The sequence below is a fragment of the Mycobacteriales bacterium genome (assembly GCA_035995165.1).
GTDB lineage: Bacteria > Actinomycetota > Actinomycetes > Mycobacteriales > CADCTP01 > CADCTP01.
Map to the genome: position 1 here is coordinate 1 of DASYKU010000008.1, position 25496 is coordinate 25496.

At 74.7% G+C, this 25496-nt stretch carries 27 protein-coding genes; 10 read left to right on the forward strand and 17 right to left on the reverse strand.

Annotated elements, in window-relative coordinates:
* Positions 1 to 921 (forward strand): 3-hydroxyacyl-CoA dehydrogenase family protein (locus VGP36_01445; protein ID HEV7653387.1); only part of this gene is annotated, 921 nt, incomplete at its 5' end.
* 3 nt (positions 922 to 924) lie between these two features.
* Here the strand turns inward: VGP36_01445 and VGP36_01450 are convergent.
* From VGP36_01450 to VGP36_01465, 4 genes are all read right to left on the reverse strand, one after another.
* Positions 925 to 2121 carry a hypothetical protein gene (locus VGP36_01450; GenBank protein HEV7653388.1) on the reverse strand — a complete coding sequence of 399 codons (1197 nt, stop codon included), beginning with the start codon at positions 2119 to 2121 and terminating at the stop codon, positions 925 to 927.
* A gap of 291 nt (positions 2122 to 2412) precedes the next feature.
* Complete coding sequence (locus tag VGP36_01455; protein HEV7653389.1) at positions 2413 to 3570, reverse strand: ATP-binding protein; 1158 nt, start codon at positions 3568 to 3570, stop codon at positions 2413 to 2415.
* 4 nt (positions 3571 to 3574) lie between these two features.
* On the reverse strand, positions 3575 to 4264 hold the full coding sequence (locus VGP36_01460) for a response regulator transcription factor (protein ID HEV7653390.1): 690 nt from the start codon (positions 4262 to 4264) through the stop codon (positions 3575 to 3577).
* A 105-nt stretch (positions 4265 to 4369) separates the two neighbouring features.
* Positions 4370 to 4564: a hypothetical protein gene (locus tag VGP36_01465; protein ID HEV7653391.1), complete on the reverse strand. Its 195-nt coding sequence runs from the start codon at positions 4562 to 4564 to the stop codon at positions 4370 to 4372.
* 1255 nt (positions 4565 to 5819) lie between these two features.
* Between VGP36_01465 and VGP36_01470 the strand changes: the two genes are divergently transcribed.
* The 5 genes from VGP36_01470 (at position 5820) to VGP36_01490 (ending at position 11091) form a co-directional block, all read left to right on the forward strand.
* On the forward strand, positions 5820 to 6062 hold the full coding sequence (locus VGP36_01470; GenBank protein HEV7653392.1) for a helix-turn-helix transcriptional regulator: 243 nt from the start codon (positions 5820 to 5822) through the stop codon (positions 6060 to 6062).
* 379 nt (positions 6063 to 6441) lie between these two features.
* Complete coding sequence (locus tag VGP36_01475; protein HEV7653393.1) at positions 6442 to 7554, forward strand: substrate-binding domain-containing protein; 1113 nt, start codon at positions 6442 to 6444, stop codon at positions 7552 to 7554.
* Between the two features lie 99 nt (positions 7555 to 7653).
* Positions 7654 to 8550, forward strand: a complete 897-nt coding sequence (locus VGP36_01480; protein HEV7653394.1) for an ATP-binding cassette domain-containing protein — start codon at positions 7654 to 7656, stop codon at positions 8548 to 8550.
* The gene (locus VGP36_01485) at positions 8547 to 9824 is read left to right on the forward strand and encodes an ABC transporter permease (GenBank protein ID HEV7653395.1); all 1278 of its coding nucleotides are present in this window, start codon (positions 8547 to 8549) and stop codon (positions 9822 to 9824) included. Before VGP36_01480 ends, VGP36_01485 begins: the two co-directional genes overlap by 4 nt.
* A 22-nt stretch (positions 9825 to 9846) precedes the next feature.
* Entirely contained in the window at positions 9847 to 11091 is a 1245-nt protein-coding gene (locus VGP36_01490; GenBank protein ID HEV7653396.1) for an ROK family transcriptional regulator, read from the forward strand.
* A gap of 18 nt (positions 11092 to 11109) precedes the next feature.
* On the opposite strand, the gene VGP36_01495 is transcribed toward VGP36_01490, so the two are convergent.
* From VGP36_01495 to VGP36_01505, 3 genes are read right to left on the reverse strand one after another with little or no spacing between them, the layout of a single operon-like run.
* Positions 11110 to 11502, reverse strand: a complete 393-nt coding sequence (locus VGP36_01495) for a hypothetical protein (GenBank protein ID HEV7653397.1) — start codon at positions 11500 to 11502, stop codon at positions 11110 to 11112.
* Positions 11499 to 13040 carry a TRAM domain-containing protein gene (locus tag VGP36_01500; GenBank protein ID HEV7653398.1) on the reverse strand — a complete coding sequence of 514 codons (1542 nt, stop codon included), beginning with the start codon at positions 13038 to 13040 and terminating at the stop codon, positions 11499 to 11501. The genes VGP36_01495 and VGP36_01500 overlap by 4 nt, the downstream gene beginning before the upstream one ends.
* Positions 13037 to 15160, reverse strand: coding sequence for an APC family permease (locus VGP36_01505; GenBank protein ID HEV7653399.1), 2124 nt, complete (start codon positions 15158 to 15160; stop codon positions 13037 to 13039). The genes VGP36_01500 and VGP36_01505 overlap by 4 nt, the downstream gene beginning before the upstream one ends.
* Positions 15161 to 15243: 83 nt before the next feature.
* Here VGP36_01505 and VGP36_01510 point away from each other — a divergent pair, with 83 nt between their 5' ends.
* The gene (locus VGP36_01510) at positions 15244 to 15912 is read left to right on the forward strand and encodes a TrkA family potassium uptake protein (GenBank protein ID HEV7653400.1); all 669 of its coding nucleotides are present in this window, start codon (positions 15244 to 15246) and stop codon (positions 15910 to 15912) included.
* A complete protein-coding gene (locus VGP36_01515) occupies positions 15912 to 16580 on the forward strand; it encodes a TrkA family potassium uptake protein (protein HEV7653401.1) in 669 nt (222 codons plus the stop codon). The genes VGP36_01510 and VGP36_01515 overlap by 1 nt, the downstream gene beginning before the upstream one ends.
* Here the strand turns inward: VGP36_01515 and VGP36_01520 are convergent.
* Together VGP36_01520 and VGP36_01525 are read right to left on the reverse strand one after the other, a co-directional pair.
* Positions 16577 to 17275, reverse strand: a complete 699-nt coding sequence (locus tag VGP36_01520) for a DUF3159 domain-containing protein (protein HEV7653402.1) — start codon at positions 17273 to 17275, stop codon at positions 16577 to 16579. The genes VGP36_01515 and VGP36_01520 overlap by 4 nt on opposite strands.
* Entirely contained in the window at positions 17272 to 17664 is a 393-nt protein-coding gene (locus tag VGP36_01525; GenBank protein ID HEV7653403.1) for an OB-fold nucleic acid binding domain-containing protein, read from the reverse strand. Before VGP36_01525 ends, VGP36_01520 begins: the two co-directional genes overlap by 4 nt.
* 155 nt (positions 17665 to 17819) lie before the next feature.
* Between VGP36_01525 and VGP36_01530 the strand changes: the two genes are divergently transcribed.
* On the forward strand, positions 17820 to 18449 hold the full coding sequence (locus tag VGP36_01530; protein ID HEV7653404.1) for an alpha/beta hydrolase: 630 nt from the start codon (positions 17820 to 17822) through the stop codon (positions 18447 to 18449).
* Positions 18450 to 18611: 162 nt separating this feature from the next.
* Here the strand turns inward: VGP36_01530 and VGP36_01535 are convergent, their stop codons facing one another.
* From VGP36_01535 to VGP36_01550, 4 genes are read right to left on the reverse strand one after another with little or no spacing between them, the layout of a single operon-like run.
* Entirely contained in the window at positions 18612 to 19367 is a 756-nt protein-coding gene (locus VGP36_01535; GenBank protein HEV7653405.1) for a DUF3710 domain-containing protein, read from the reverse strand.
* Entirely contained in the window at positions 19367 to 19861 is a 495-nt protein-coding gene (gene dut, locus VGP36_01540) for a dUTP diphosphatase (protein HEV7653406.1), read from the reverse strand. The genes VGP36_01535 and dut overlap by 1 nt, the downstream gene beginning before the upstream one ends.
* A gap of 38 nt (positions 19862 to 19899) precedes the next feature.
* Positions 19900 to 20688, reverse strand: a complete 789-nt coding sequence (locus VGP36_01545; GenBank protein HEV7653407.1) for a hypothetical protein — start codon at positions 20686 to 20688, stop codon at positions 19900 to 19902.
* An 18-nt stretch (positions 20689 to 20706) separates the two neighbouring features.
* Positions 20707 to 21009, reverse strand: a complete 303-nt coding sequence (locus VGP36_01550) for a DUF4193 domain-containing protein (protein ID HEV7653408.1) — start codon at positions 21007 to 21009, stop codon at positions 20707 to 20709.
* Between the two features lie 217 nt (positions 21010 to 21226).
* On the opposite strand from VGP36_01550, the gene rsgA reads away from it, so the two are divergent.
* On the forward strand, positions 21227 to 22282 hold the full coding sequence (gene rsgA, locus VGP36_01555) for a ribosome small subunit-dependent GTPase A (protein ID HEV7653409.1): 1056 nt from the start codon (positions 21227 to 21229) through the stop codon (positions 22280 to 22282).
* On the opposite strand, the gene VGP36_01560 is transcribed toward rsgA, so the two are convergent.
* From VGP36_01560 to VGP36_01575, 4 genes are all read right to left on the reverse strand, one after another.
* Positions 22218 to 22859, reverse strand: coding sequence for a hypothetical protein (locus VGP36_01560; protein HEV7653410.1), 642 nt, complete (start codon positions 22857 to 22859; stop codon positions 22218 to 22220). The genes rsgA and VGP36_01560 overlap by 65 nt on opposite strands.
* Positions 22856 to 23461, reverse strand: a complete 606-nt coding sequence (locus VGP36_01565; protein ID HEV7653411.1) for a LytR C-terminal domain-containing protein — start codon at positions 23459 to 23461, stop codon at positions 22856 to 22858. Before VGP36_01565 ends, VGP36_01560 begins: the two co-directional genes overlap by 4 nt.
* A gap of 137 nt (positions 23462 to 23598) precedes the next feature.
* On the reverse strand, positions 23599 to 24636 hold the full coding sequence (locus VGP36_01570) for a phosphotransferase family protein (protein ID HEV7653412.1): 1038 nt from the start codon (positions 24634 to 24636) through the stop codon (positions 23599 to 23601).
* Positions 24637 to 24681: 45 nt separating this feature from the next.
* On the reverse strand, positions 24682 to 25494 hold the full coding sequence (locus tag VGP36_01575) for an inositol monophosphatase family protein (protein HEV7653413.1): 813 nt from the start codon (positions 25492 to 25494) through the stop codon (positions 24682 to 24684).
* Between the last annotated feature and the right edge of the window lie 2 nt (positions 25495 to 25496).

The window sequence follows — 25496 nt, forward strand, 5'->3', positions numbered from 1 at the left end:
CTGACCGCGCTGGTCACCGGTTCGCTGACCAAGGACGCGTTCGCGGACGCCGACTTCGTCATCGAGGCAGTGTTCGAGGAGCTGAAGGTCAAGCAGCAGGTGCTGGCCGAGGTCGAGGCGGCGGTGTCCGACACCTGCATCCTGGCCACCAACACGTCGTCGCTGTCGATCACGGAGATGGCGTCGCAGCTGGCTCGCCCGGAGCGGGTGGTCGGGTTCCACTTCTTCAACCCGGTCGCGGTGCTGCCGCTGCTGGAGGTCGTCCGGGCCGGGAAGACCGACGACGCCACGCTGGCCACCGCCTTCGCGGTCGGCAAGCAGCTGAAGAAGTCCTGCGTGCTGGTGCAGGACGCGCCGGCGTTCGTGGTGAACCGGCTGCTGACCCGGTTCCTGGGCGAGGTCACCGCGGCCGTCGACGAGGGCACGCCGATCGAGGTCGCGGACGCGGCGCTGGCCCCGCTGGGGCTGCCGATGTCGCCGTTCGCGCTGCTCGCGCTGGTCGGGCCGGCGGTCGCGCTGCATGTCGGGGAGACGCTGCACGCGGCGTACCCGGACCGGTTCGGGGTGAGCGAGAACCTCGGCCGGCTGGTCGCCGCGGGCAAGCCCGGGGTGCTGGCCCGGGGGCCGGACGGCTCGTCGGTCGATCCGGAGGTGGCCGACCTGTTCGTGCTGGGCGACACGCCGTCGAGCGAGGAGCAGGTCCGGGACCGGGCGCTGGCGGCGCTGGCCCAGGAGGCGCGGCTGATGCTGGCCGAGGGCGTGGTCGCGCAGGCACAGGACCTGGATCTCTGCATGCTGCTCGGCGCGGGGTGGCCGTTCCACCTCGGCGGGATCACGCCGTACCTGGACCGGACCGGGGTGTCGGAGAAGGTGACGGGGCAGCGGTTCCTGCCGCCGGGCGTGGCCTCGGTCGGCGCCTGAGCCTCAGGCCTGGGCGACGTCGATGACGGGTGGGAGCTCGTCGCCGATCGTGAACCCGTCCGGCTCCCCCGGCGCGTAGTAGACGATCCGCCCGTCCGGGCGGACGGTGAGCACCCGCCCGGACGCGGTGAACGCCGGCGCCGCCGCGCCCGGCACCGGCGCCCCGCCGTCCAGCGCGACGACGTTGATCTCGCCGTTGGTCGTGGCCGCGGTCGAGCCGACCATGAGCCAGGAGTAGTCGTTGGTCCGCCCCAGCACGGCGAACTCGCCGCCGTCGGCGTCCAGCGTGCCCGGGCCGATCACCTGGATCGCGGCCAGGCTCGGCAGCAGCCGCGGCTCCCGGACGCCCGGGCGGGGCGAGATGATCCCGAGCCGGCGCTCGTCGTCGCGCAGCAGCACGATGTCGCCGACCGCGGCCAGCGCCTCGGCGCCGGCCAGGTAGCGGACCCGGCCGGTCATGCCGACCACCAGCGTGGTCAGCGGCACCCCGTCCGGCCCGGTCGACGGCACCGGCGAGGCGGTCGTGTACGGCGGGGTGGTCGGCGTGGCCACCGGGGTGATCGTGCTGGTCGCCGTCGGGGTGCCGCCGGCGGAGGCCGGCACCGAGCCGGTCGGCGCCGGGGTGGTCGCGGTGACGGTCGGGGTCGGGGTCGGGGTCGCCACCCGGCCCGGCGCCAGCGGCGGGTCCGGCACCGTCCCGGTCGACACGATCAGCCCGGACGGGGTGTCGGCGACCAGCCGGGAGTGCGGCGGCAGCGGCACCCTGCGGTGCGTGCCGCCGGCCAGCGGTATCCGGATCGCGACGCCGTGCGAGACCACCCAGACCGCGGTGCGGTCCGCGCTCGGCACCGCCACCTCGGCCGCGCCGAGGTAGACCGCCGTCCGGCCGGTGATCACGTACGCGACGGTCCGGCCGTTGCCGATCCGGCCCAGCACGACCGTGCGGTCGTGCTGGCTCCAGGCCCGCAGCGCGCTCACCCCGCGCGGCAGCCGGACGGGCGTGCCCTGCTTGGTGAACGTGTCGAACCGGATCACGTCGCCGTCGACGACCGTGAGCAGCGTCCCCACCGAAGCCGTGTACGACCGCTCGGCCGGCACGGACCGGCCGCTGTCCCGGGCCGCCGGCGGCGGCTGGCCCTGGACCACGCCGACCACGACCGCGACGCCGAGCAGGGCGATCGCGGTCACCGGCTTGCGCACCAGCGCCAGCAGCCGGTTGCCCCGGCGCGGCGGCCGGCGGCCGGACCCGGACCTCCCGGACCCGGACCTCCCGGACCCGGACGGCCTGGCCCCGGGCGCGGGAGGCGCGTCTCCGGACGAGGGCGGCGCGGACACGGCGGCCATTGTTCCAGGCTTCCGGCATCGCCCCGGTCAGGTGTGCCGCATTCACCCCGTCCGGCCCAGGATCGCCGTCCCGTCCGGCCCAGGACGGGCCGTCCCCATCCGCCGCAGGACCCGCCGTCCCCGTCCGCCGCAGGACGGGCCGGCCCGTCAGGCCGGGACGGGGATCGTGGCCGAGGCCGGGAGGCGGACGGTGACCTCGAGCCCGCCCTCGGCGCGGGGCGCCGCCGACACCGCCCCGCCGTGCGCGGCCGCGACCGCCCGCACGATCGACAGTCCCAGCCCGGCCCCGCCGGCCGACCCGGTCCGGGCCGTACCGCCCCGGCGGAAGGGCTGGAACAGCTCCTCGACCTCGCCGGCCGGCACCGCCGGACCGGTGTTCAGCACGGACAGGAACGCACCCGGCTCGGTGCCGGTCCGGACCGTCACCCAGCCGCCGTCGACGTTGTGCCGGACCGCGTTCTCGACCAGGTTGCCGACCAGCCGCTCCAGCAGCTGCGGGTCGCCCTCCACCAGCGCCGGCCGGGTCTCGGTCGACATCGCCAGCCCGCGCGCGGACGCCTCGGCCGCGACCGCGGCGACCGCGCCCGGGACCAGCGCGGCCAGGTCGACCTGCTCCCGCAGGGCCAGCCCGCTGCGGGTCTGCCCGTCGCTGCGGGCCAGCACGAGCAGCGCGTCGACCAGCCGGTCGGCCCGGATGCTCGCCTCCCGGACGACCTCCCCCATCGTGCGCAGCTCGGCCATCGAGGCGCCCGGGTCGCCGAGCGTCACGTCCACCTCGGTCCGGATCACCGACAGCGGCGTCCGCAGCTCGTGCGAGGCGTTGGCGACGAACCGGCGCTGGCTGTCGAACGCCGCGTCCAGCCGGCCCAGCATCGCGTCGAACGTGTCGGCCAGCTCCTTGAGCTCGTCCGGCGGCCCGTCCAGGGCGATCCGTTCGTCCAGCGTCTCCTCCGACAGCCGCCGCGCGGTCGAGGTGACCCGGCTGACCGGCTGCAGTGCCCGCCCGGCCAGCACGTACGCCGCCGCGACGCCGACGACGGCGACCACGGCGAAGACCAGCCCGGCCGAGCGCAGCAGCTCGCCGCGGGCGGAGTCCCGGACCACCTGCGCGAACTGGTCGGAGGTCAGCGTCGACCCGTCCCCGAACTCCAGCCGCAGCCCGGGCGCGAACCGGGGCAGCGTCCGCAACGCCCGGTCCAGCACGATCAGCGCGACCCCGAGCAGGGTCGCGGCCACGACCGCGAGCAGCCCGCCGTAGAGCAGCGTGAGCCGCAGCCGCAGCGTGAGCACCGGCCGGCGGGCCACCGCCTTATCCCGCCGCCGCCGCCGCGTCGCCGGCCGCGGCCGGCACCCGGTAGCCCGCGCCGACGACGGTCTCGACCAGGCCCGGCTCGCCGAGCTTGCGGCGCAGCGTCATGACCGTGACCCGCACGGTGGTGGTGAACGGGTCGGCGTTCTCGTCCCAGACCCGGTCGAGCAGCTCCTCGCTGGAGACCACGGCGCCGCGGGCGGCCAGCAGCACCTCCAGCACGCCGAACTCCTTGCGGGTCAGCTCGACCGGGCGACCGGCCCGGGCCACGGTCCGGCGGGACGCGTCCAGCATCACGTCGCCGGCGACCAGCACCGGCGGCGCCGGCGGGGTGGACCGCCGGCCCAGCGCCCGCACCCGCGCCGCCAGCTCCGCGAACGCGAACGGCTTGGCCAGGTAGTCGTCCGCGCCCAGGGACAGCCCCTCGACCCGGTCGGCGACGGTGCCGCTGGCCGTGAGCATGAGCACGCGGGTCAGCGCGCCCTCGGCCGCGAGCAGCCGGCAGAGCTCGTCCCCGGACATGCCGGGCAGGTCCCGGTCCAGGACCACCACGTCGTACCGGGTGATGGTGGCCTTCTCGTGCCCGTCCACCCCGTCGTACGCGACGTCGACCGCCATGCCCTCACGCCGCAGGCCGCGCGCCACCGCATCGGCCAGCGGCGCCTCGTCCTCCACGACCAGCACTCGCACGGGACCAGTCTGCCTGATCCGGCCTCAGCCGGTGAGCAGCAACGGACCCCCGCTGGTACGCCCGGGCCACCAGCGCGGTGCGGTTGGACGCGCCGAGCACCCGCGTCAACCGGCCGGGCGGGACCGGCGCCGGCTGAGCATGCCGCGGGCGTGCCGGGCGAACAGCGCGGTCATCGCCTGCTGGGAGGTCATCACGCCCCGGCCGAAGGACACCATCACGGCCAGGTCGGCGCCGGCATGCAGGTCCGACCGGCGGGCCAGCACCCGGGTCATCATGATCGCGGCCTCGGCGCAGGCCATCCCGACCTTCCCGACCGTACGGAGGGTGACACCGCGGGTGGCCCAGCGCTCGGCCGGCTGCCGAACCGGGGTGATGTCCTCCTCGGCCAGCCCTCATCGGTGAGGAGTGCCTGGAACTCGGCCGGCAGCAGGGTCTCCGGCGCGGTGGGGACCTCGTCGTAGCTCAGCGGCAACCTTGGCGGGGGAGATGTCGGACCGGACCTTGACCAGGATCGCCGGTCGAACTAGCCCGGACAGCAGACGGCGACCGTGTTCCGTACGCCGATCGGATCGGGACAGGCGGCCCGGTGCCGGACCCGGCTCCGGGCCCGGGTGCCCATCGACCCGGACGGAGCCCGAACACGCCGGCCCGACACCCCACAGGGGAACAGGCTGCTCGATGGACGCCCTCCAGTGACACCGGCGACCGGTCGGATCGGGCGCCTGACCGTCGCCGGCACCGCGTCCGGACGCACGGCGGCGCCGGAACACGCTGATCCGCGGCGGGGTGATTTCGCCGCGAATTCTCGGCGACACGCCTCGGGTATTCGGGAAATGCGTGGTGCGCCGAGAATTCTCGCGAATAGTCGCGGACGGCGGGACGCCTGGGTCCGGGCCACCGGTCCGGCCGCCGATCGCCTCCGTCTCGGCCCGCGCGACGCCTGCGGCAGCCTGCGGCAGCCGGAGGAGGCGACAATCATTCGGCCATTGGTCGAATAACTCTTGGCCGATCGACCAAGAGGCCGATTTACCAGTATTGGCCGGTCTTCCCAGAACGTTTCCCTCACGTGATGCTCGGACCTGGTCGGCAATTCCCGCTCTCCGCCCCGAATCGGCGTACCGATACCGGCAGCGTGTTCCGTGATTCTCGTCGGAGTGATTCCCGCGGGTCCCGATGCGGTCTCCCCGGGTACGCCGGCTGCTCGCGCCGGCCCCGCAGCTCGCGGTCGTCCCGGTGGCCGCGGCGGACGTCGGCACCGGCCGGTCCCTCGATCTCGGAGCTCGTCCTGGTGGACGGGACCTCGGCGGCCGACCGGGCGGCGGTGCTCTCGGCGTACGCGGGCCGGCTGCGCCCCGCCCGGGTCGCTGCTGGTCCGCTCGCCGAGCGCGTCGCAGGAGGACCTGCCGGGGTTGCTCCGGCTGGCCGGGGTCGGACTGGTCGAACAGGACGCGCCCGGTGCCGCGGTGGTCGCGGCCGTGGAGGCGCTGGCCCTGGGCGGCTTCATCCCTCTCGGCGCTCCACCAGTCCCGGTGGAAGGACTGCTTCCTGTCCGCGGTGACCCAGCGGGTGCGGCCGGCGCCGTCCCCGCTGACGGCCCGGGAGCAGGACGTGCCGGCCGGGCTGGCCGAGGGCGAGTCCGACGCCGAGATCGCCCGGGCCCTGTTCATCGGGCTGAACACGGTCGACACGCACCTGATGTCGGGCCCGGCGCGGACGCGCGCGTTCCCCCGTACGGCGGGGACCGCGGTGCCCTCGCGGGCCCCGGCCGGACCGGCCCGCCCGGCCGCCGTCGGGTAGATGCTCCCCCGGTCCGCCCGCTCACCCGGTTCGCCGGGAAACGCCTGTCCCGTAACCGATTCCGGCTACCGGGAGGCACCGCGCCGGGTATTGCCAGCTCCCGACGGAGGTCCGAGCTGCGGCAGGGCTGCGACGGGGTACCCGTACCGGTTCGGCGCATAGCTCGCTGTTACTCGATCGTTACGGCACCACGGGAGTTAACCCGGCCGTCACGCTTGCCGCGCCCCGGACCCCGTGCATATGTTGTCGCCCACAACAATTAGAGGCAGGCGCGGTGGAGTAGTGCACCCTCCCACCCGCGGTCCGGCACCAGACCGGCGCCGGTCCAGGGCCCTGCGGGGTGCACGACGACCAGGAGCCAGGAAAGGACCCGGATCCAATGCGCAAGCGTCACACCATGGCCGTGGCGGCCCTCGCCGCCTCGGCCCTCATGTTGGCCGCCTGTGGCGACGACAGCAGCTCGAACGCCGGTAGCGGCGGGAGCAGCGGGAGCGCCTCCAGCGGCAAGGTCGGCGTCATCCTTCCGGACGCCTCGACCTCGCCCCGGTGGGAGTCGAACGACCGGCCGCTGCTCAAGGCCGCTTTCGACGCCGCCGGTCTGCAGTCCGACATCCAGAACGCCAACGGCGACAAGTCGAAGTTCGGCACGATCTGCGACGGAATGATCAACTCCGGCGTGAACGTGCTGCTGATCGTGAACCTCGACAGCGACTCCGGCAGCGCGTGCCTGAAGAAGGCGCAGACCGCCGGCGTCAAGACCATCGACTACGACCGCCTGACGCTGGGCGGCGGCGCGACCTACTACGTGTCGTTCGACAACGTGAAGGTCGGCGAGCTGATGGGCCAGGGGCTGCAGCAGTGCCTCACCGCCGACGGCAAGACCAGCGCGAACATCATCTACATCAACGGCGACCCGACCGACAACAACGCGGCGCTGTTCAAGCAGGGCTATGCCGAGGCGCTGAAGCCGGCGATCGACTCCGGCAAGTACAAGCTCGTCGGTGACCAGACCGGCAACTGGGACGCGACCAAGGCGGGCACCGCCTTCGAGCAGCTCTACACCCAGAACGGCGGCAAGATCGACGGCATCGTGTCCGCCAACGACACGATGGCCGGCGGCATCATCGCCCGGCTCAAGGCCAACAACCTCGCCGGCAAGGTGCCGATCACCGGCCAGGACGCCAGCGTGGCGGGCCTGCAGGCCATCCTGGCCGGCCAGCAGTGCATGACCGTGTACAAGGCGGTCAAGAAGGAGGCGGACGCCGCCTCCCAGCTGGCGATCGCGCTGATCAAGGGCCAGGACGCGTCGAAGATCGCGACCGGGACCGTGAAGGACACCGTGCTCAACAAGGATGTCCCGTCCGCGCTCGAGACCCCGGTCTCGATCACCAAGGACACCGTCAAGACCGTCATCAGCGACGGCTTCCAGAAGGCTTCCGACGTCTGCACCGCCGCGTACGCCGCGGCGTGCAAGTCCGCCGGAGTCTCCTGACCTGAGGCGGGGGCCCGGTCCGCGATCCGCGGACCGGGCCCCCGCGCTCGGTAAACCCGTACAGCTAGCTCCGCCGCTATGGGGGAAGACGAGGTCAGCATGACGATGCCGAGCGCGACCGCGACCGCGCCGCAGCTGGACGGAACGGCGCCCATCCTGTCGCTGCGCAACGTGAACAAGAGCTTCGGGGCGGTGCACGTCCTGCAGGACGTCGACTTCGACGCCTACCTGGGTCAGGTCGCCGCGCTGGTCGGGGACAACGGTGCCGGCAAGTCGACCCTGATCAAGGGCATCGCGGGCAGCCAGACGTTCGACAGCGGCGAGTATCTCTTCGACGGCCAGCCGGTCGCCGTACACAGCCCGAAGGACGCCAGCGCGCTGGGCATCGAGGTCGTCTACCAGGACCTCGCGCTCTGCGACAACCTCGACATCGTCAACAACCTGTTCCTCGGCCGCGAGCTGACCAAGGGCGGGATCCTGGACGAGGCCACGATGGAGCGCCGGGCGACCGAGACGCTCGCCGGCCTCTCCGTCCGTACGGTCCGCAGCATCCGGCAGCAGGTCGCCAGCCTCTCCGGCGGCCAGCGCCAGACCGTGGCCATCGCCCGGTCGGTGCTCTGGAACTCCAAGGTCGTCGTCCTCGACGAGCCGACCGCCGCCCTCGGCGTCGCGCAGACCGAGCAGGTGCTCAAGCTGGTCCGCCGGCTGGCCGACCGCGGCCTCGCGGTCGTGCTCATCAGCCACAATCTCAACGACGTGTTCGAGGTCGCGGACACCATCTCCGTGATGTACCTCGGCCGGCTGGTGGCCCAGGTGGGGGCCAAGGACGTCACCTCCAACCAGGTCGTCGAGCTGATCACGACCAGCCGGTCGGGCTCGATCGGAATGCCGGCGGAGTCCGCCGCGGACACCAACGGCACCGCGCCGGCGGTCGCCGACAGCCACGCCGCCGCGCCGACCTCGAGCTTCACCTCTTCCCGGGAGGACACGCCATGACCACCGCGACCACCCCGGCGACCACCGAGGACGAGACCCCGCCCGTCCCGACCCCGCAGCCGCGCGAGTTCGGCACCGCGGTCAACGACTACATTGCCCGGGTCCGTGGCGGTGACGTCGGCTCGCTGCCGGCCGTCCTCGGCCTCGTCGCACTCGCTATCGTGTTCTCGATCCTGCGGCCGCACACGTTCACCAACGCTTTCAACATCGCCAACCTGGTCAACCAGGCGTCCGCCGTGATCGTCATCGCGATGGGCGTGATCTTCGTTCTGCTGCTGGGCGAGATCGACCTGTCCGCGGGCTGGACCGCCGGCGTCGCGGCCGCGTACATGGGCGTCGCCGCGACCCGGCACGGCTGGCCCTGGTGGGCGGCGATCATCGCCTGCCTGCTCACCGGCGCGGTGGTCGGCACGGTCATCGGGTTGCTGGTGGCGAGGCTCGGCGTCCCGTCCTTCGTGGTTACGCTGGCCTTCTTCCTGGGCCTGCAGGGCGTGCTGCTGAAGACGATCGGCGAGGGCGGCACGATCCCGATCCGGGACTCGAAGCTGCTGGCCATCAACAACAACACGATGCCGGTCTGGTTGGGCTGGACCCTCTACGTCGTCATCATCGCGCTGTACGCGGCGGTCTCGCTGCGCCGGGCCGCGAGCCGGCGGGCCGGCGGCCTGCTGTCCGAGGGCGTCTCGGTGGTCATCGGCAAGGTCGTCGTGCTGGCGGTCCTGCTCGGCCTGGTCACCTTCTACCTGTCCACGGAGCGCAGCCGCAACCCGCAGGTGTCCTCGATCAAGGGTGTGCCCGAGGTCGTGCTGCTGCTGGTGATCCTGCTCGTCGGGCTCAACTTCGTGCTGAGCAAGACCCGCTTCGGCCGGCACGTCTACGCGGTCGGCGGCAACGCCGAGGCCGCCCGCCGGGCCGGCATCAACCCGAAACAGATCAAGCTCTTCTGCTTCATCATCGGGTCCACGCTCGCCTCCGTCGGCGGCATCCTGCTCGCCAGCCGGGACAACTCGATCTCGCCCACCACCGGTGGCTCCGACACCCTGCTGTACGCGGTGGGCGCGGCCGTCATCGGCGGCACGAGCCTCTTCGGCGGCAAGGGCAAGATCCTCGACGCGATCCTCGGCGGGCTGGTGATCGCCACGATCACCAACGGCATGGGCCTGCTCAACCAGCCCACGAGCGTGGTCTACGTGGTCACCGGCCTGGTGCTGCTCATCGCGGCCAGCGTGGACGCGCTGTCCCGGCGGCGGGCGGCCTCCACGGGCCGCGTCTGACCGGGTCGCGGCCGGTGCCGACGTGACCGGGGCTCGGGTCCGGGCCGACCGGATCGAGAGCGGGCCCTGGACCACGTCGGTCACCGGCACGGCGGCCCGGACCCCGGCCGTCACCCAGGAAGAGGTACGCCGGCACAACCTCGGCGTCCTGCTGCGGCAGCTGCACGTCCGCGGCGCGATGTCGCGGGCCGACCTCACCGCGGTCAGCGGGCTGAACCGGAGCACGGTCAGGGCGCTGACCACGGAGCTGGCCGACGCCGGGCTGGTGCGGCAGGCGGCGCCGGTCGGCCGCGGTGGCGCCGGCCGGCCCTCGATCCTGGTCGAGCCGCGGTCCGAGCACGTCTGGGCGCTGGCCGTCGACATCGGCGTCGAGCACCTGGCCGCGGCCCGGATCGGGCTCGGCGGCGTGGTGCTGGACCGGCGCGAGGTCTGGCAGCCGCGCGGCGACGGCGACGTGCCGCAGGTGCTGGATCGGGTCCGGGCGCTGGTCGAGCCGCTGCTGGCCACGGCCGCGGCCGAGCCGGTCGGCATCGGGGTGGCCGTGCCGGGCATGGTCGGCGGGCCGGACCAGCTGGTGCGGTTCGCGCCCAACCTGGGCTGGATCGACGTCCCGCTGGGCACACTGCTCGGGGTCGAGCTGGACACCATGCTGCCGGTCGCGGTCGGCAACGAGGGCGACCTCGGCGTGATGGCCGAGCACCTGCGCGGGGTCGCGACCGACGCGTCGGACGCGATCTACCTGACCGGCGAGGTCGGGCTGGGTGCGGGCGTGATCGTCGGCGGGCGCCCGCTCACCGGCGCGGGCGGGTACGCCGGCGAGGTCGGGCACATGAGCGTCAACCCGGCCACCGGGCGGCTGTGCACCTGCGGCCGGCGCGGCTGCTGGGAGACCGAGGTCGGCGCCGACGCGGTGCTGCTGGCGATCGGCGCGCCGCCCGGCTCGGCCCCGGCCGAGATCCTGGCCCAGCGGGCCGGCGACCGGGCCTCGAAGGCGGCCGTGCGCCGGGTCGGGCGCTGGCTCGGGGTGGGCGTCGCCAACCTGGTCAACCTGTTCAACCCCGAGGTGGTCATCTTCGGTGGGCTGACCCGGGAGCTGTTCCCGCTGCTGGAGCCGTACGTGCGGGCGGAGCTGGCGACGTCGCTGACCGCGCCGCGGGACCAGGTCCGGCTGGCCCTGCCCGGGCTCGGCGCCGACTCCAGCCTGGTCGGGGCGGCCGAGCTCGCGTTCGCGCCGCTGCTCGGCGATCCCCTCGGCGCCCGCGCCTGAGTTCTTTCCCGCTGAGGGTCAGGCGCGGGTCCAGCGGCCGGCGCCGGGGACCCAGGTGAAGCCGTCGATGACCTGGCGGACCGCCTCGACCTGACGGGTCAGCTCGACCAGCCGGGAGCCCTGCCGCTCGTACGCGGCCATCGCCTCCTCGACCACGTCGGGCGGCAGCTTGGCCCCGCCCCGGCCGACGTCCCGGCGCAGCGTCCGCCAGCCCTCCCGGGTCGCCTCCAGGCTCGCGCCGGTCTGCGCGGCCGCCAGCCGGGCCAGCAGCGTCGGGTGCCGGCGCAACACGTCGTGCTCCCGCCAGTCCCCCGGCACGAGGTCCAGCAGCCAGGACACGGCCGAGCGCTCCCAGTCCGGCGCTCCCGGCCGGTGCACCGTCTCCGGCCACCACGGCGGTACCTCGGTCACGGCGTCGCCGGCTCCAGCAGCGCGACCGTCTCCACGTGCTGCGTCATCGGGAAGCAGTCGTACGCACGCAGGGTCGTCAGGGTCCAGCCCGCGTCCAGCGCGGCCCGGAGGTCACGGGCCAGCGCGGCGGGATCGCAGGACACGTACGCGACCGCACGCGGGTGCAGCGCCAGCAGCGCGGTCAGCACGTCCGGACCGGCGCCGGCCCGCGGCGGGTCGAGCACGGCCAGGTCCGGGCGGAAGCCCAGGCCGCCGAGCAGGCCGGCGGTGACGCGGGCCTCCCGGACCTCCGCGTGCCCGTCGAGGTTGGCGCGGGCGTCGTCGGCGGCGACCGGATCGGACTCGACCGCGAGCACGTGACCGTCCGGGCCGACCGCGTCGGCGAGCAGGCCCGCGAAGAGGCCGGCTCCCGCGTACAGATCCAGGGCGGTCTCGCCGGGGCGGGGGGCGAGCAGCTCCAGGACGCAGGCGGCGAGGGTGTCGGCGGCGGCCGGGTGCACCTGCCAGAAGCCGCCCGCGGCCAGCTCCCAGTCGCGGCCGCCGGCCCGTTCCCGGATCCGGGCCGGTCCGTCGTGCACGACTCCCCCGCCGGCGGCGCGGGGATCGTCGTCGCCGACCGCCCGCTCCCCGTCCGTACCGGGCCCGCTCCCCCGCCCGTCCCGACCCCGCGCGGACACCGAACCGCCCCGCGCCGTCCGTCCCTCCGCCGCAACCGCGCGACCCGCGGCCGCGCCACGCGCCGCCGCCCCGCCGGCAGAGCCGGCCCCGGAGGCCCCGGAGGCCGCGACAGGGTCCGGCGCGGAGGCCCCGGCAGAGCCCGGAGCAGGGCCCACGGCCGAGCCGGGCGCCGGGCCCGCGGCAGGGTCGGGGGCGTTCTCGGGTGGGCGCAGGAGGATCGTGGTGTCGCCGGTGCTGGTGGCGACGACCTCGACCTCGGCGCCGGCCGGCCAGGTGCGCTCGCCGACGCCGGCCGCGGTCACCCTGTCCGTCCCGAGTGGACAGTGCCCGACCGGCTCCAGCCCGTGCGACCGGTGCCGGCGCAGGCCGGTGTGCCCGGCCGGGTCGACCGCGAACCGGACCCGGCTGCGCCAGCCCAGCAGCCCGCCCGGCAGCTCCTGCACGGTCACCGGGACGTCGGGCAGTTTCGCCAGCCGGGTCAGCTGCTCCCGGACCACCGCGGCCTTGAGCTCGCGCTGAGCGGCGCCGGAGGCGTGCTGCCAGTCGCAGCCGCCGCACCGGCCCGGCCCGGCGTGCGGGCAGGGCGGCTCGACCCGGTCCGGGGACGGCGTGAGCACCCGCACGGCGTCGGCCCGGCAGAACCCGCCGCCGCGGTCGTCGGTGACCCGGGCCAGCACCCGCTCCCCCGGCAGCGCGTGCCGGACGAACAGCACCCGGCCCTCGTGCCGGGCCACGCAGTGCCCGCCGTGGGCGACCGGGCCGACGTCGACCTCGATCTCCCGCCCGAGCCACGGACCGCGCCGGACCGGCCGGGACGCCCCCGCCCGCCCCCGCCGCGACGCCGCCGGCGCCCGGCTCACGGGCGGGGGTCGGCGTCGGCGCCGGCCCGGGCCTCGGCCGTACGGACGGGGTCACGGCCGTTGGCGCCCGGTGCCGGTGCGGGCGCCGGCGTCTGGTCCGGGTGCTCGCTGCTGGTCCGGGTCCGGTCGTCCAGCCCGCGCCGGGCCGCGCCCGGCTGGGCCCGTTCCGGCCGCCCCGCCGCCCGGGCCGAGGACGCCAGCTGCCAGGGCACCGAGGTCACCATGACGCCGGGCGTGAACAGCAGCCGGCCCTTGAGGCGCAGCGCACTCTGGTTGTGCAGCAGGTGCTCCCACCAGCGGCCCACGACGTACTCGGGGACGAAGACGGCGACCACGTCGCGGGGCGACTCCCGCCGCTGCCGCTTGACGAAGTCGAGCACCGGCCGGGTGATCTCCCGGTACGGCGACTCCACGATCGTCAGCGGCAGCCTGATGTCGCGACGGTCCCACTCCTCCTGCAGCGCCCGGGTCTCCTGCTCGTCGACGTTCACGGTCAGCGCGGTGAGGGTGTCCGGCCGCGTCGCCTTCGCGTACGCCAGCGCGCGCAGGGTCGGCTTGTGCAGCTTGGAGACCAGCACGATCGCGTGCACCCGGCTCGGCAGCATGCCGCGCTCGTCGTCGGGCACCAGCTCCTCGGCGACCCGGGTGTAGTGCCGGTTGATCGACTTCATGATCCAGAAGATCACCGGCATCGCGATGACCACGATCCAGGCCCCGAGCAGGAACTTCTCGATCAGCACGATGACCAGCACGACCGCGGTCACGGTGCCGCCGGTCGCGTTGATCACCCGGGACCGCATCATCCGGCGCCGGACGCCCGGGTCCTGCTCGGTGCGCAGGTTGCGGTTCCAGTGCCGGACCATGCCGAGCTGGCCGAGGGTGAAGGAGGTGAACACGCCGATGATGTAGAGCTGGATGAGCCGCGTCACCGAGGCGTCGAAGGCCCAGATCAGCAGCATCGCGAACCCGGCCAGCACGAGGATGCCGTTGGAGAACACCAGCCGGTCGCCGCGGGTGTGCAGCTGCCGCGGCAGGTAGCGGTCCTGGGCCAGCACCGAGCCCAGCAGCGGGAACCCGTTGAACGCGGTGTTCGCGGCCAGCACCAGGATCAGCGCGGAGACGGCCTGGATGTAGAAGAACCCGACCGAGTGGTCGCCGCCGAAGATGGCCGCGCCGAGCTGGGCGATGACGGTCCGCTGCGGGTCGGTGGCGCAGTTGCCGGTGAAGCCGATCAGGTCGCAGGTGTTGGCCGCCACGTGCACGTCGGAGACCAGCGCGAGCGCGGTGATGCCGCCGAACATCGTCACCGCCAGCAGGCCGAGCATGCCCAGCGTGATGGCCGCGTTGCGGCTCTTCGGCGGCCGGAACGCGGGCACCCCGTTGGCGATCGCCTCGATCCCGGTCAGCGCCGTACAGCCGGAGGAGAACGCGCGCAGCGCGAAGAACAGCAGGGCGAGCCCGGCCAGATGTTCGTGCCCGGGTTCGGGGTTGACCGTCCAGGCCGCGCTCTCCGCCTGCGGCGTGCTGCCGAACACGAGCCGGATCAGCCCGGTCACGATGAGCACCATCACCCCGGCCGCGAACCCGTACGTCGGGATGGCGAACGCGGTGCCAGACTCCCGCAGCCCGCGCAGGTTGGCCGCCGCCAGCACCGCGACCAGGACGACCGCGAGCTCCACCCGGACCGGGTTCAGCCCCGGGAACGCGGAGATGACGTTGTCCACGCCGGCCGAGACCGACACCGCGACCGTGAGCACGTAGTCCACCAGCAGCGCGCTGGCCACGGTCAGCCCGGCGAAGCGGCCCAGGTTCTTCGTGGCCACCTCGTAGTCCCCGCCGCCGGACGGGTACGCCCGCACGACCTGGCGGTAGGACGCGACCACGATCGCGAACAGCAGCACGATCGCCGCGGCCACCCACGGCGCCACGAACAGGTACGCGGTCCCGGCGACGGTGAGCACGAGCAGGATCTCCTGCGTCGCGTACGTCACCGAGGAGAGTGCGTCGCTGGCGAAGATGGGCAGGGCGATGCGCTTGGACAGCGTGGTGTCCCCAAGCCGGTCACTGCTGACCGGACGCCCGATCACCAGCCGCTTGGCGACCCTCGTCAGCAGCGACACGCACCAAGCGTACGGTCCGGACGGCGCCGCGGAAGGGTCGGCCGACCGGCTGTGGACGACCCTGCTCGCGGTACCGTCCGAGCGTGCACATCGTGGTCATGGGCTGCGGCCGGGTCGGCTCGAGTCTCGCCCGCAACCTGGAGCGGGTCGGGCACTCGGTCGCGATCATCGACCAGAACCGGGCGGCCTTCCGAAGGCTCGGCCCGGACTTCGCCGGCGACCAGATCACCGGCGTCGGGTTCGCCCGGGAGACGCTGCACCGGGCCGGCATCGACCGGGCCGGCGCGTTCGCAGCGGTGAGCAGCGGGGACAACTCCAACATCATCGCCGCCCGGGTGGCCCGGGAGACATTCGGCGTCGCGCACGTCGTCGCCCGGATCTACGACCCCAAGCGGGCCGAGGTCTACGAGCGGCTCGGCATCCCGACCGTGGCCACCGTGCCCTGGACCGTGAACCGCTTCCTGTCCGCGCTGCTCGGCGACAAGCACGCGGAGGACTGGCGGGACCCCTCCGGCGCGGTGTCGCTGGTCAAGGTCCCGCTGCACGAGGGCTGGATCGGGCACAAGGTGAAGGCGCTGGAGGCCGCGACCGACGCCCGGGTGGCGTTCCTCACCCGGTTCGGCCGGGGCGTGCTGCCGACCGGCTCGACCATGCTGCAGGACGGCGATCAGGTGCACCTGCTGGTCACCGACGACATCGCCGACGACGTCGAGCGGGCGGCCGCGGCCGCCCCGAGCACCGAGGGGCACTGATGCGCGTTGCCATCGCGGGCGCCGGGGGCGTCGGCCGGTCCATCGCGAACGAGCTCATCGAGCACGAGCACGACGTGATGCTCATCGAGCGGGACCCGGACAAGGTCGACCCCGACCGGGTGCCCCGCGCGGAGTGGCTGGCCGCGGACGCGGCCGAGCTGTCCTCGCTGGAGGAGGCCCGGCTGCAGGACTGCGACGTGGTCATCTCGGCCACCGGCGACGACAAGGTCAACCTGGTGGTCTCGCTGCTGGCCAAGACCGAGTTCGCGGTCCGCCGGGTGGTGGCCCGGATCAACCACCCCGACAACGAGTGGCTGTTCACCGAGGCCTGGGGCGTCGACGTCGCGGTGTCCACGCCGCGGGTGATGGTCGCGCTGGTCGAGGAGGCGGTCTCGGTCGGCGACCTGGTCCGGCTCATGACGTTCCGGCAGGGGCAGGCCAACCTGGTCGAGATCACCCTGCCGCCGGCGGCCCCGGTCGTCGGGCGGGCGGTCTCCGACATAAAGCTGCCGCGCGACGCCGCGCTGGTCGCGATCGTGCGCGGGGCCCGGGTCGTCATCCCGTCCCCGGACGAGCCGCTGGAGGGCGGCGACGAGCTGCTGTTCGTCACGGTCCAGGAGGCCGAGTCGCAGCTGCGGCGGCTCGTCTGCGGCGACGGGAACTGCTAGCCGGGCTCGTGGTCCAGGTGCAGCTTCTCGGCCACGACGTCCTCGGGCGTGGTGTCCGCGCCCTCCTGCTTGCGCACCCGGCGGACCGCGAGCACCGAGATCGCGAGCGCCCCGATCGTGAACGGGTAGCCCATCGCGAGCCGGGCCACCGCCAGCCAGCCGGTGGAGTCCTGGTCGTAGAGGTAGCGCTGGACCAGGCCGCGGGCGGCGAAGACGAGCACCCAGACGACCGTGCACCAGGTGTAGACGCGCATCAGCCGGCGGTCCTTGCGCCAGGCCGTGCCGATGCCGCGGCCGTCGACGTACTCCCAGATCACGCCGACCAGCGGCCAGCGGGCCAGGATCGAGACCAGGAAGACCGCGCCGTACGCGAAGCTGGCCCAGATCCCGAGCAGGAAGAAGCCCTTGGCCTCGCCGGTCCGGTTCGCGATGAACGCCGCGACCAGGACGCCGAAGAAGCCGCTGAGGGCCTGCTGCACGGTCTCCTTGCGCACCAGCCGCAGTACGAACAGCAGTACGCCGGCGCCGACCGCGGCCCAGATCGCGGCCTGCAGGCCGGCCACGGCGTTCACGGCGACGAAGACGACGACGGGCAGGCCGCTGTCGATCAGGCCGCGCCAGCCGCCGATCGACTCGACCAGCATCGGGGTCGGCTTGGCGGCCGGCGGCCGACTCTCGTCGGCCGCGTCGGTCACGCGGACACCGACTTCAGCTCGTACCAGGGATTGAAGATCATCTTGACACCGTCGTGCTCGGAGACCCGGCCGCGGGCGACCAGCACCCGGCCGGGCTCGATGCCGGGGATGCGGCTGCGGCCGAGCCAGACCAGGTGCACCGACCCGGAGCCGTCGAAGAGCTCTGCGTCCACGGTCGGAACGGTATCCCGCGGCGTGTACACGACCGAGCGCAGCCTGCCGGTCACCGTCACCGGCTCGCCCTGGCAGCAGGCCGCGACGGGGCGGGACCCGGCCTTCTGCACGTCCTCGCGCAGGTCGGCGGCGTCCAGCTCCTCGGCGTCCTCGGTCAGTCGCTGGACCACTCGGGTCAACCAGCCGCGGCGGATCGGCGCTGGGGTCTCGCTCACGTTTCCAATGTAAGTCATCCGCGCCCTCCTGCATGGGGTGTGTTCAGGAGATGAGCACGGTCACGGAAGGATTCGCGCTTGTGGATCAGGTCGCCGTGATCTTGCCCGGGGCGGGCTCGTCAGCGGATTTCGTTGCGCGGGCGTTCGGCCGGCCTTTGCGTACGGCCGGGTACGCGCTGGTCGCGCCGCCGCCCGAGCCCGGCCCCGAGCTCGTGACCGGCGCGTTTCGGGCCCTGTCGGACTGCGCCGAGCGGTACGGCTCGCGGCTGGGGCTGGTCGGCGGGGTCTCGCTCGGTGCGCACGTCGCCGCCCGCTGGGCCGCGGGTCGAGCGGACCTGGGCGGCGTGCTGCTGGTGATGCCGGCCTGGACGGGATCACCCGCTGTGCTCGCGGCCGCGACGGCGGCCTCCGCGGACGTGGTCGAGCGGCTCGGGACGGCCGGGGCGCTGGCCGCGGCCGGGGACGCGGTGCCCTGGGTCGCGGCCGAGCTGGCCGCGGCCTGGCCCGGGTACGGGGACGGGCTGGCGGCGAGCCTCCGGGCCGCGGCCGCCTCCGCCGGGCCGTCCCCGGCCGAGCTGGCGGCGCTGACGGCGCCGGCCGGGGTGGTCGGGCTCGTCGACGACCCGCTGCACCCGTACGCGGTGGCACAGGAGTGGGCCGCCACGCTGCCGTACGCGGCGCTGGGCCGCCTGGGACTGGCCGAGGTGGGCTCGGACCGCAGCGTGCTCGGTACCGCCGCCCTGGCGGCCCTGGCCGCCGCCCCGACCAGGCCCGAGCCGCGCTAGGCCCGGACGGGGCCGCCGGCGCAACCGGGGGCGAGCCGCGCCAGGCCCGGACGGGGCCGCCGCCCCGACCAGACCCGAGCCGCGCCAGGCCCGGCACGGGGCCAGCCGGGACTCAGCCCGGCCGGGGCCGGCCGGGGCCTGGCCCCGCAGGCCCGCCGGGAGTCAGCGGCGGCGGCGGCGGGGGTTGGGGCGCGCGGCCGGGACGGAGTCCTCCTCGGACGGACCGAAGTCCTCCTCCGGAGCCTCCTCCTCGGCCGGCTCGTCCGGGGCCGCGTGCGCGCCCCGGGTCTCCTCCTCCGCCTGCGCCTTGATCTCCTCCGGCAGCGTCAGCGGCAGCGGGTCCCGGACGGGCATCGGGGAGCTGCCGCGGACCACCACGATGTTGCGGACCGCGTCCTCGAGCACCGCGGCCTTGGCCGGGTCGGTCGCGGCGGTGCCGGTGAACAGCCCGCGCAGGAACCAGCGCGGCCCGTCGACGCCGACGAACCGGACGCTCTGGAACCCGCCCTGGACCGGGATCCGGCCGGTCAGCTCGGTGCCGAAGCGGCCCTTGACCTCCTGCGCGGTGCCGCCCTGCTGGGTGATCGAGGTGCGGATCTCCTTGCGGATCTCGTCCCAGATCCCGGCCGTGCGGGGGGCGGCGAACGCGCCGATCTGCGCCTCGCTCCCCGAGTACGACAGCGTGGCCGCGACGACCTGCTGGTCCGGGCCGACGTCCACGCGGACCTCGACGCCGCCGATGACCGGGATCCGCAGCGCGCCGAGGTCGAGGCGCTCCAGCTCGTCGCCGGGCACGTCCTGCTCGTCGTACGGGCCGGTGGTCGGGTCGGTGTCCCGGTCCTTCTCGGTCGACCAGGGCGGGGTCGCGTCGATCTTCTGCCGTTCCGAGCGGTGCACCCGGCGCCGTCCGAGGGCCATCACACACCCCCGGCCAGGCGCGCGTGGCCGCCGGTGGAGCCGTGGCCACCGGCGCCGCGCTCGGAGGCGGGCAGCTCGTCGACGACCCGGAACGCGGCCCGCTCGACCTTCTGCAGCACCAGCTGGGCGATCCGGTCGCCGCGGGTCAGCGTCAGCGACGCCACCGGGTCGTGGTTGATGACGATCACCTTCACCTCGCCGCGGTAACCCGAGTCGACCGTGCCGGGCGCGTTCACCAGCGACATGCCACAACGGGCGGCCAGGCCGGAGCGCGGGTGCACGAACACCGCGTACCCGTCCGGGAGGGCGAGGGCCAGGCCGGTGGGCAGCACCGCCCGCTCCCCCGGCGCCAGCCGGGCGTCCACGGTGGTCACGACGTCGGCGCCGGCGTCGCCGTCCAACGCGTACGCCGGCAGCGGGACGCCGGGGTCGAGGCGCTGGACGAGGACCTCGACCGGGGCGGACGGCCCAGGTGGGGACAGGGGTGACGGCACAGCGGGCAAGGCTACCCCGCGCGATATCACGTCGATGATCAGTACCGCCGGCCGCGCAGCTCGGCGCTGAGCTTCTCGCCCAGGGAGCGGGTGGCGCGACGGTTGATGACGCCGCCGGCGACGGCGCCGGCCAGGAACGGCGCGAGCGTGGAGACGCCGCGACCGGCGCGGCGGACCAGCATCGAGCGCAGCTCCCGCTTGGCGGCGTGGCCGAGCACGGCGGACAGACCGGCGGCGCCGGCCTTCGGGTCCAGGGCCCGCTGCCGGACCCAGCTCATGAGGTACGCGGAGCCGCGCTGCCCGCCGCTGCCGTGCGCCGGCTGGCCGAGGATCTCGTGCAGCTCGGCGGTCAGCTTGACCTCGACCGCGGCCACGGCGAGCGTCTCGGCGGCAAGCTGCACCGGCGCGGCCAGCAAGGTCGGCGGGGCGGCGAACTCGACCGCCGCCAGCGCGCCCACGGCGGCCCCGAAGGCGGACGTGGCGCGGGCGGCGTGCCTGACCAGGACGTCCGCGATCTCGTCGTCGGACAGTCCGGGGTGGTGCGCCCGCAGCGTCGCCGCGTCCCGGATCCGCAATCTCGGTGCGGCATCCGCGAGTACGTCGGCGAGCAGCGAGCCGGCCCCGCGGAAACCGGATCCGGCGGCGTCCTTCAGGCCACCGGCCAGCCCGCGGGCCAACGCGGCCAGCTGGTCCTTCCGGTCGCCGGAGTCATCGGCGACGCGGGCGACCAGCTCGCCCAGGGATGCGCTGTCCGCGGCGTCCTGTCTCGGCCGACCCTCGTCCAGTACGGGCTCGGGCTCGGACTTCTGCCACGGGAGACGCGTCATGTCCCTGTTCCTACCCCGTCAGGCCGCGCAGTCCCGGCAGACGGGCTGGCCGTTGCGCTGCCCGGCGAGCCGGGAGCGGTGGTGGACCAGGAAACAGCTGGAGCAGGTGAACTCGTCCGCCTGCTGCGGGACGGCCCGGACGGTGAGTTCCTCACCGGACAGGTCGGCCCCGGGGAGCTCGAGGTTCTCGTTGAGCTCGGCCTCGTCGACGTCGATCGAACCGGACTGCGCCTCGGCCCGGCGGGCCTTCAGCTCCTCGAGAGAATCCTCCCCGAGCTCGTCGACCTCGCTGCGGCGAGGCGCGTCGTAATCGGTAGCCATACTGGGTCACTCCTGTAGTCGTGCGGGTGGCGCGCGGGTAACGCGCCGGGGAGCGGTTTTGTGCCCGCTGTCGGCAGCCGTGTCGTGGGCGCGGAAACCCCTTCGGCGCGGGCAGCCGCGGGAGGTTACCTTGCGGATCTAACGGTCCAGCGCAGCGGCGCGCGGGAGTCGTCAGATCCCGATCTCCCAACCCTCACCCGCCTGCGAGGTGTGTCACGTGCTCGACGAGCTGGGGTGGGACGCCGAGTGGGCGGCGCTCGCCACCGAACGGACCGGCCGGCCGGCCCGCGTGGTCCGCGCCGACGGCCCCCGCGTCCTGCTGGCGACGGAGTCCGGGGAGGTGCCGGCGACCGGGCCGCGGCTGGTGACCGGTGACTGGACCATGTACCTGCGCTCGTCCGACCGGGGCGAGCCCGGCACCGCCGTCCGCCTCCCCCGCCGTACGGAGCTGGTGCGCGGCGCCGGCGGCAAGGCCGCGGCCCGCCAGGTGCTGGCGGCGAACGTCGACCTGGTGTTCGTGCTGGTCTCGCTGGCCGCGCCGCCGAGCGCGGGCCGGCTGGACCGGCTGATGGCGGTGGCCTGGGACTCCGGCGCCCGCCCGGTGGTCGTGCTGACCAAGGCCGACCTGGCCACCGGCACCGCGGCGGCCGAGCGGGAGGAGGTCGCCGAGACCGCCCCCGGCGCGGAGGTGCTGCTGGTCAGCACCGTGGACGGGCGCGGGCTGGCCGAGCTGCGGGCGCTGATCCGGCCGGGCCTGACCGCAGCGCTGCTGGGCGTCTCCGGGGCCGGCAAGTCCAGCCTGCGCAACGCGCTGGCCGGCACCGCGGACGCCGCGGTCCGGCCGGTGGGCCGGACCGGCAAGGGCCGGCACACCACGACCACCCGGGAGCTGGTCCTGCTGCCGGGCGGCGGGCTCGTGCTCGACACCCCGGGCCTGCGGGGCGTGCAGCTCTGGGCCGCCGACGCCGGCCTGGACCGCGCCTTCGCCGACATCGTGGAGCTGGCCGAGCGCTGCCGCTACCGGGACTGCCGGCACGCCGGTGAGCCCGGCTGCGCGATCGCCGCCGCGGTCGCCGCGGGCACGCTGTCCGCCCGCCGGGTGGCCAGCCACGCCGCGCTCCGGCACGAGGTCGGCTGGCTCGCCGACCGGTACGACGCCCGTGAGCGGGCCGAGCAGCGCCGGCAGTGGAAGCAGCTGTCGAAGGCGGTCAGGGCCGGTCGGCGGGCGAGCCCGCGGCACGGCGGTTCTCCCCCGGTGGGCCCACGACGGTGAACGCGGCCACGCTGCCGTGCGAGTACGCCACCGTCCCGTCGGGCGCGACCCGCAGCCGGACGCCGTCGTCGCCCGGGTGGTTGGGGTCGTAGACCGCGATCTCGGCCTGCCCGTCCGGCGACTCGGTCAGCCCGTAGCCGAGCACGACGTGGTTCTCCACCACCTTGCGCGGGTCCCAGGTGACGACGCGGACCAGGCCCAGCAGCGGCGGCACCCCGGCCGCGAGCGCCCGCCGCACGCCGGGCAGGCCGTGGGTCAGGGTCAGCTCGCGCCGGCCCCGGTCCATCGGCGGCAGCTGGAACCAGAGGTAGCGCGCCGGCCCGGCCGGCAGCCCCAGGCTCTGCATCTGCGCCTGGAACAGCCGGTCGGCCAGCGGGCCAGCGGCCGGTGCGACGGTGTCCTCGGGCAGCGTCTCCCCGGCCAGCCAGGCCCGCCGGGCCTCGTACGCCATGCCGCCGCAGAGCCCGCCGTAGACCCGGCCGAAGCCGATCCCGGCCAGCGTCACCGGCGCTCCGCGCGGCCAGGAGTTGCCGAACCGGAAGCCGTCCCGGCTGGGCCGGAACTCCAGCGTGGTCAACAGCTCGGCGAGGGCGAGGGGGGCGCGGCGGCCTTGGTCGCGACCGGCTTCACGGGCTTCGCCGGTGCCTTGGTCGCGGCCGGGGCGACCAGTCCCTGCCGGCCCTTGGCCAGCTCGGCCGGGCTGGACAGGCGGCGGAACCGGTCGCCGAGCACGAGATCGATGACCGTGCCCTCGCGGGCGTCCCGGTAGAGCGTCGCGCCCGGCACCTGGCGGCGGACCTGGGCCGCCTGCGCGGCCCCGGCCGGCCCGTACCGCACCTCGGCGGTGCCGGTGACCGGGCGGATGCCGGCCAGCGGGTCGTTCTCGGTCGCGATGATCGCGTAGCCGCGGCTGATCAGCTGGCCGGCGACGGTCTTGGCCAGCCCCTCGCGGGCGGTGGCGTTGTAGATCCGCAGCTGCGGCCGGCCCGAGGTGTCGGCGCCGGTCGGGCAGGCGGCCGCGGCGGCCCGGGCGTCGACCCGGTCCAGCACCTTCAGCCAGGTGATGCCGGCCAGCGCGCAGAGCACGATCAGGAAGACCAGTGCGGGTAGTGCGCGACGCAGCCGCAGCGTGTAACGCGCGCGCGGCGGTGCGTCCGGACCTTGGAACACCGCCCCCATTGGCGCCTCCAGCGACCGCGACCGCACTGTGTGCGGTTCCCCTGAGACCGAGGGTAGCGAACGGGCCGTACCTTCGGGCGATCTCGGGCAGCGGGCCTCGGATCGTTACAGAGCGCCTACGCCGTCACTCTTCGCCGTCAGCCTAAGTCAGTGGTGCTACGGCCCAGGACGTCCAGGCCGGCCTCGGCCAGCGGTCCGATCGCGTCGCCCAGCCCGTCGTCGGTGTTGTCGGCCATCGCCCCGGCCCGCTGCCGGACCACGATGCCGGCCACCACGCAGGCGAGCTTGAAGTAGCCGAAGGCGACGTACCAGGGCAGCGCGCTGACGTCCCGCCCGGTGCGGGCCGCGTACCGGGCGGCGAGCTCGGTCCGGCTCGGGAAACCGGGCAGGCCGGTGACCGAGGGGACGACCGCGCCCGCGGCCCCGGCCGGCTGCCAGTAGACGACCAGCAGGCCCAGGTCGGCCAGCGGGTCGCCCAGGGTGGACATCTCCCAGTCCAGGACCGCCTCGATCCGACCCGGGTCGTCGGCGGCCAGGATGACGTTGTCCAGCTTGTAGTCGCCGTGCACGATCCCGCCACTGGGCGCGTCCGGCAACCCGGCGCCGAGCTCCGCGGCCAGCGCGTCCACCGCGGGCAGGTCGCCCGAGCGCAGCGCCTGCCACTCCCCGGACCAGCGCTTCAGCTGGCGGGCCAGGTAGCCCTCCGGCCGCCCGTACCCGGCCAGGCCGACCGCGGCCGGGTCGACCGCGTGCAGGTCCGCCAGTACGTCGATCATCGTCGCCGTGATCGCGGCGCGGTCGGCCGGCTCGGCCGCGTACCCGGCCGGGAACGCGGCCCGGACGACCACGCCCGGCACCCGGCGCATCACGTAGAACGGCGCCCCCAGCACGGCCGGGTCGTCGCAGAGCAGCAGCGGCTCGGGCACCGGGACGGCCGTGCCGTACAGGGCCGAGAGCATCCGGTGCTCGCGGCCCATGTCGTGCGCGGTGGGTCGGACCGCCCGCAGCGGCGGCCGCCGCAGCACCAGCTCCCCGGCCGGGGAGGTCACGAAGTAGGTCAGGTTGGACCGGCCGCCCGGGACGACCTCGACCGCCGGCTCCAGCCAGGCGTCGTCCCCCAGCTCCCCGGCCAGGTACGGCCCCAGCACCCGCGGATCCGCACCCGGCACGTCCATGTCCCTACCTATAGCCGATTCCGCGCCGCCGCCACGAACCGGGCCTCACAGCTCGTCGGCGCCGAGCTCCTCCAGCAGCGTGATGAGCTCGGCCGCCACGGCGGGCGAGGCCGCCACCGTGAGCGTCCCCGGCGGCCGCCCCCGCAGCCCGCTCACCACCGCGCCGGCCTCGGTCGCGACCAGCAGGCCCGCGGCCCGGTCCCAGTCCTTCAGGCCGTGCTCGTAGTAGCCGTCCAGCCGGCCCGCGGCGACGTAGCAGAGGTCGAGGGCGGCCGAGCCGAGCCGCCGGACGTTGCCGACCCGGGGCAGCACCGCGGCCAGGATCTCGCCCTGCCCGGCCCGCAGCGCCGCGTCGTACCCGAAGCCGGTGCCGACCACCGCGGTCTCCAGTGACGGCGCCACCCAGCGCCCCCCGATCCGGACCCCGTCCCGGTACGCCCCGGCGCCCAGCGCCGCGCTGAACGTCTCGCCCGAGGTCGGGTCGTGCACCGCCCCGGCCACCACCCGCCCGTCCCGCTCGGCCGCGACCGAGACCGCGTACGGACGCAGGCCGTAGAGAAAGTTGACCGTGCCGTCGATCGGGTCGACCACCCAGCGCACGCCGCTGCCGCCGGCCCGGTCCGCGCCCTCCTCGCCCAGCACCGCGTCGTCCGGCCGCAGCCGGGCCAGCTCGTCGGTCAGCCATCGCTCCGAGGCCCGGTCGACCTCGGTGACCAGGTCGGTCGGCGTGCTCTTGGCGTCCACGTCCAGGACCCGGCCGTCGGCCCGCAGCCGTACGGTCAGCTCGCCGGCCCCGCGGGCGAGCCGCTCGGCGAGGGCGAGCAACTCGGTGTGGTCGGCGCCGTCCCTGGTGGGCATGG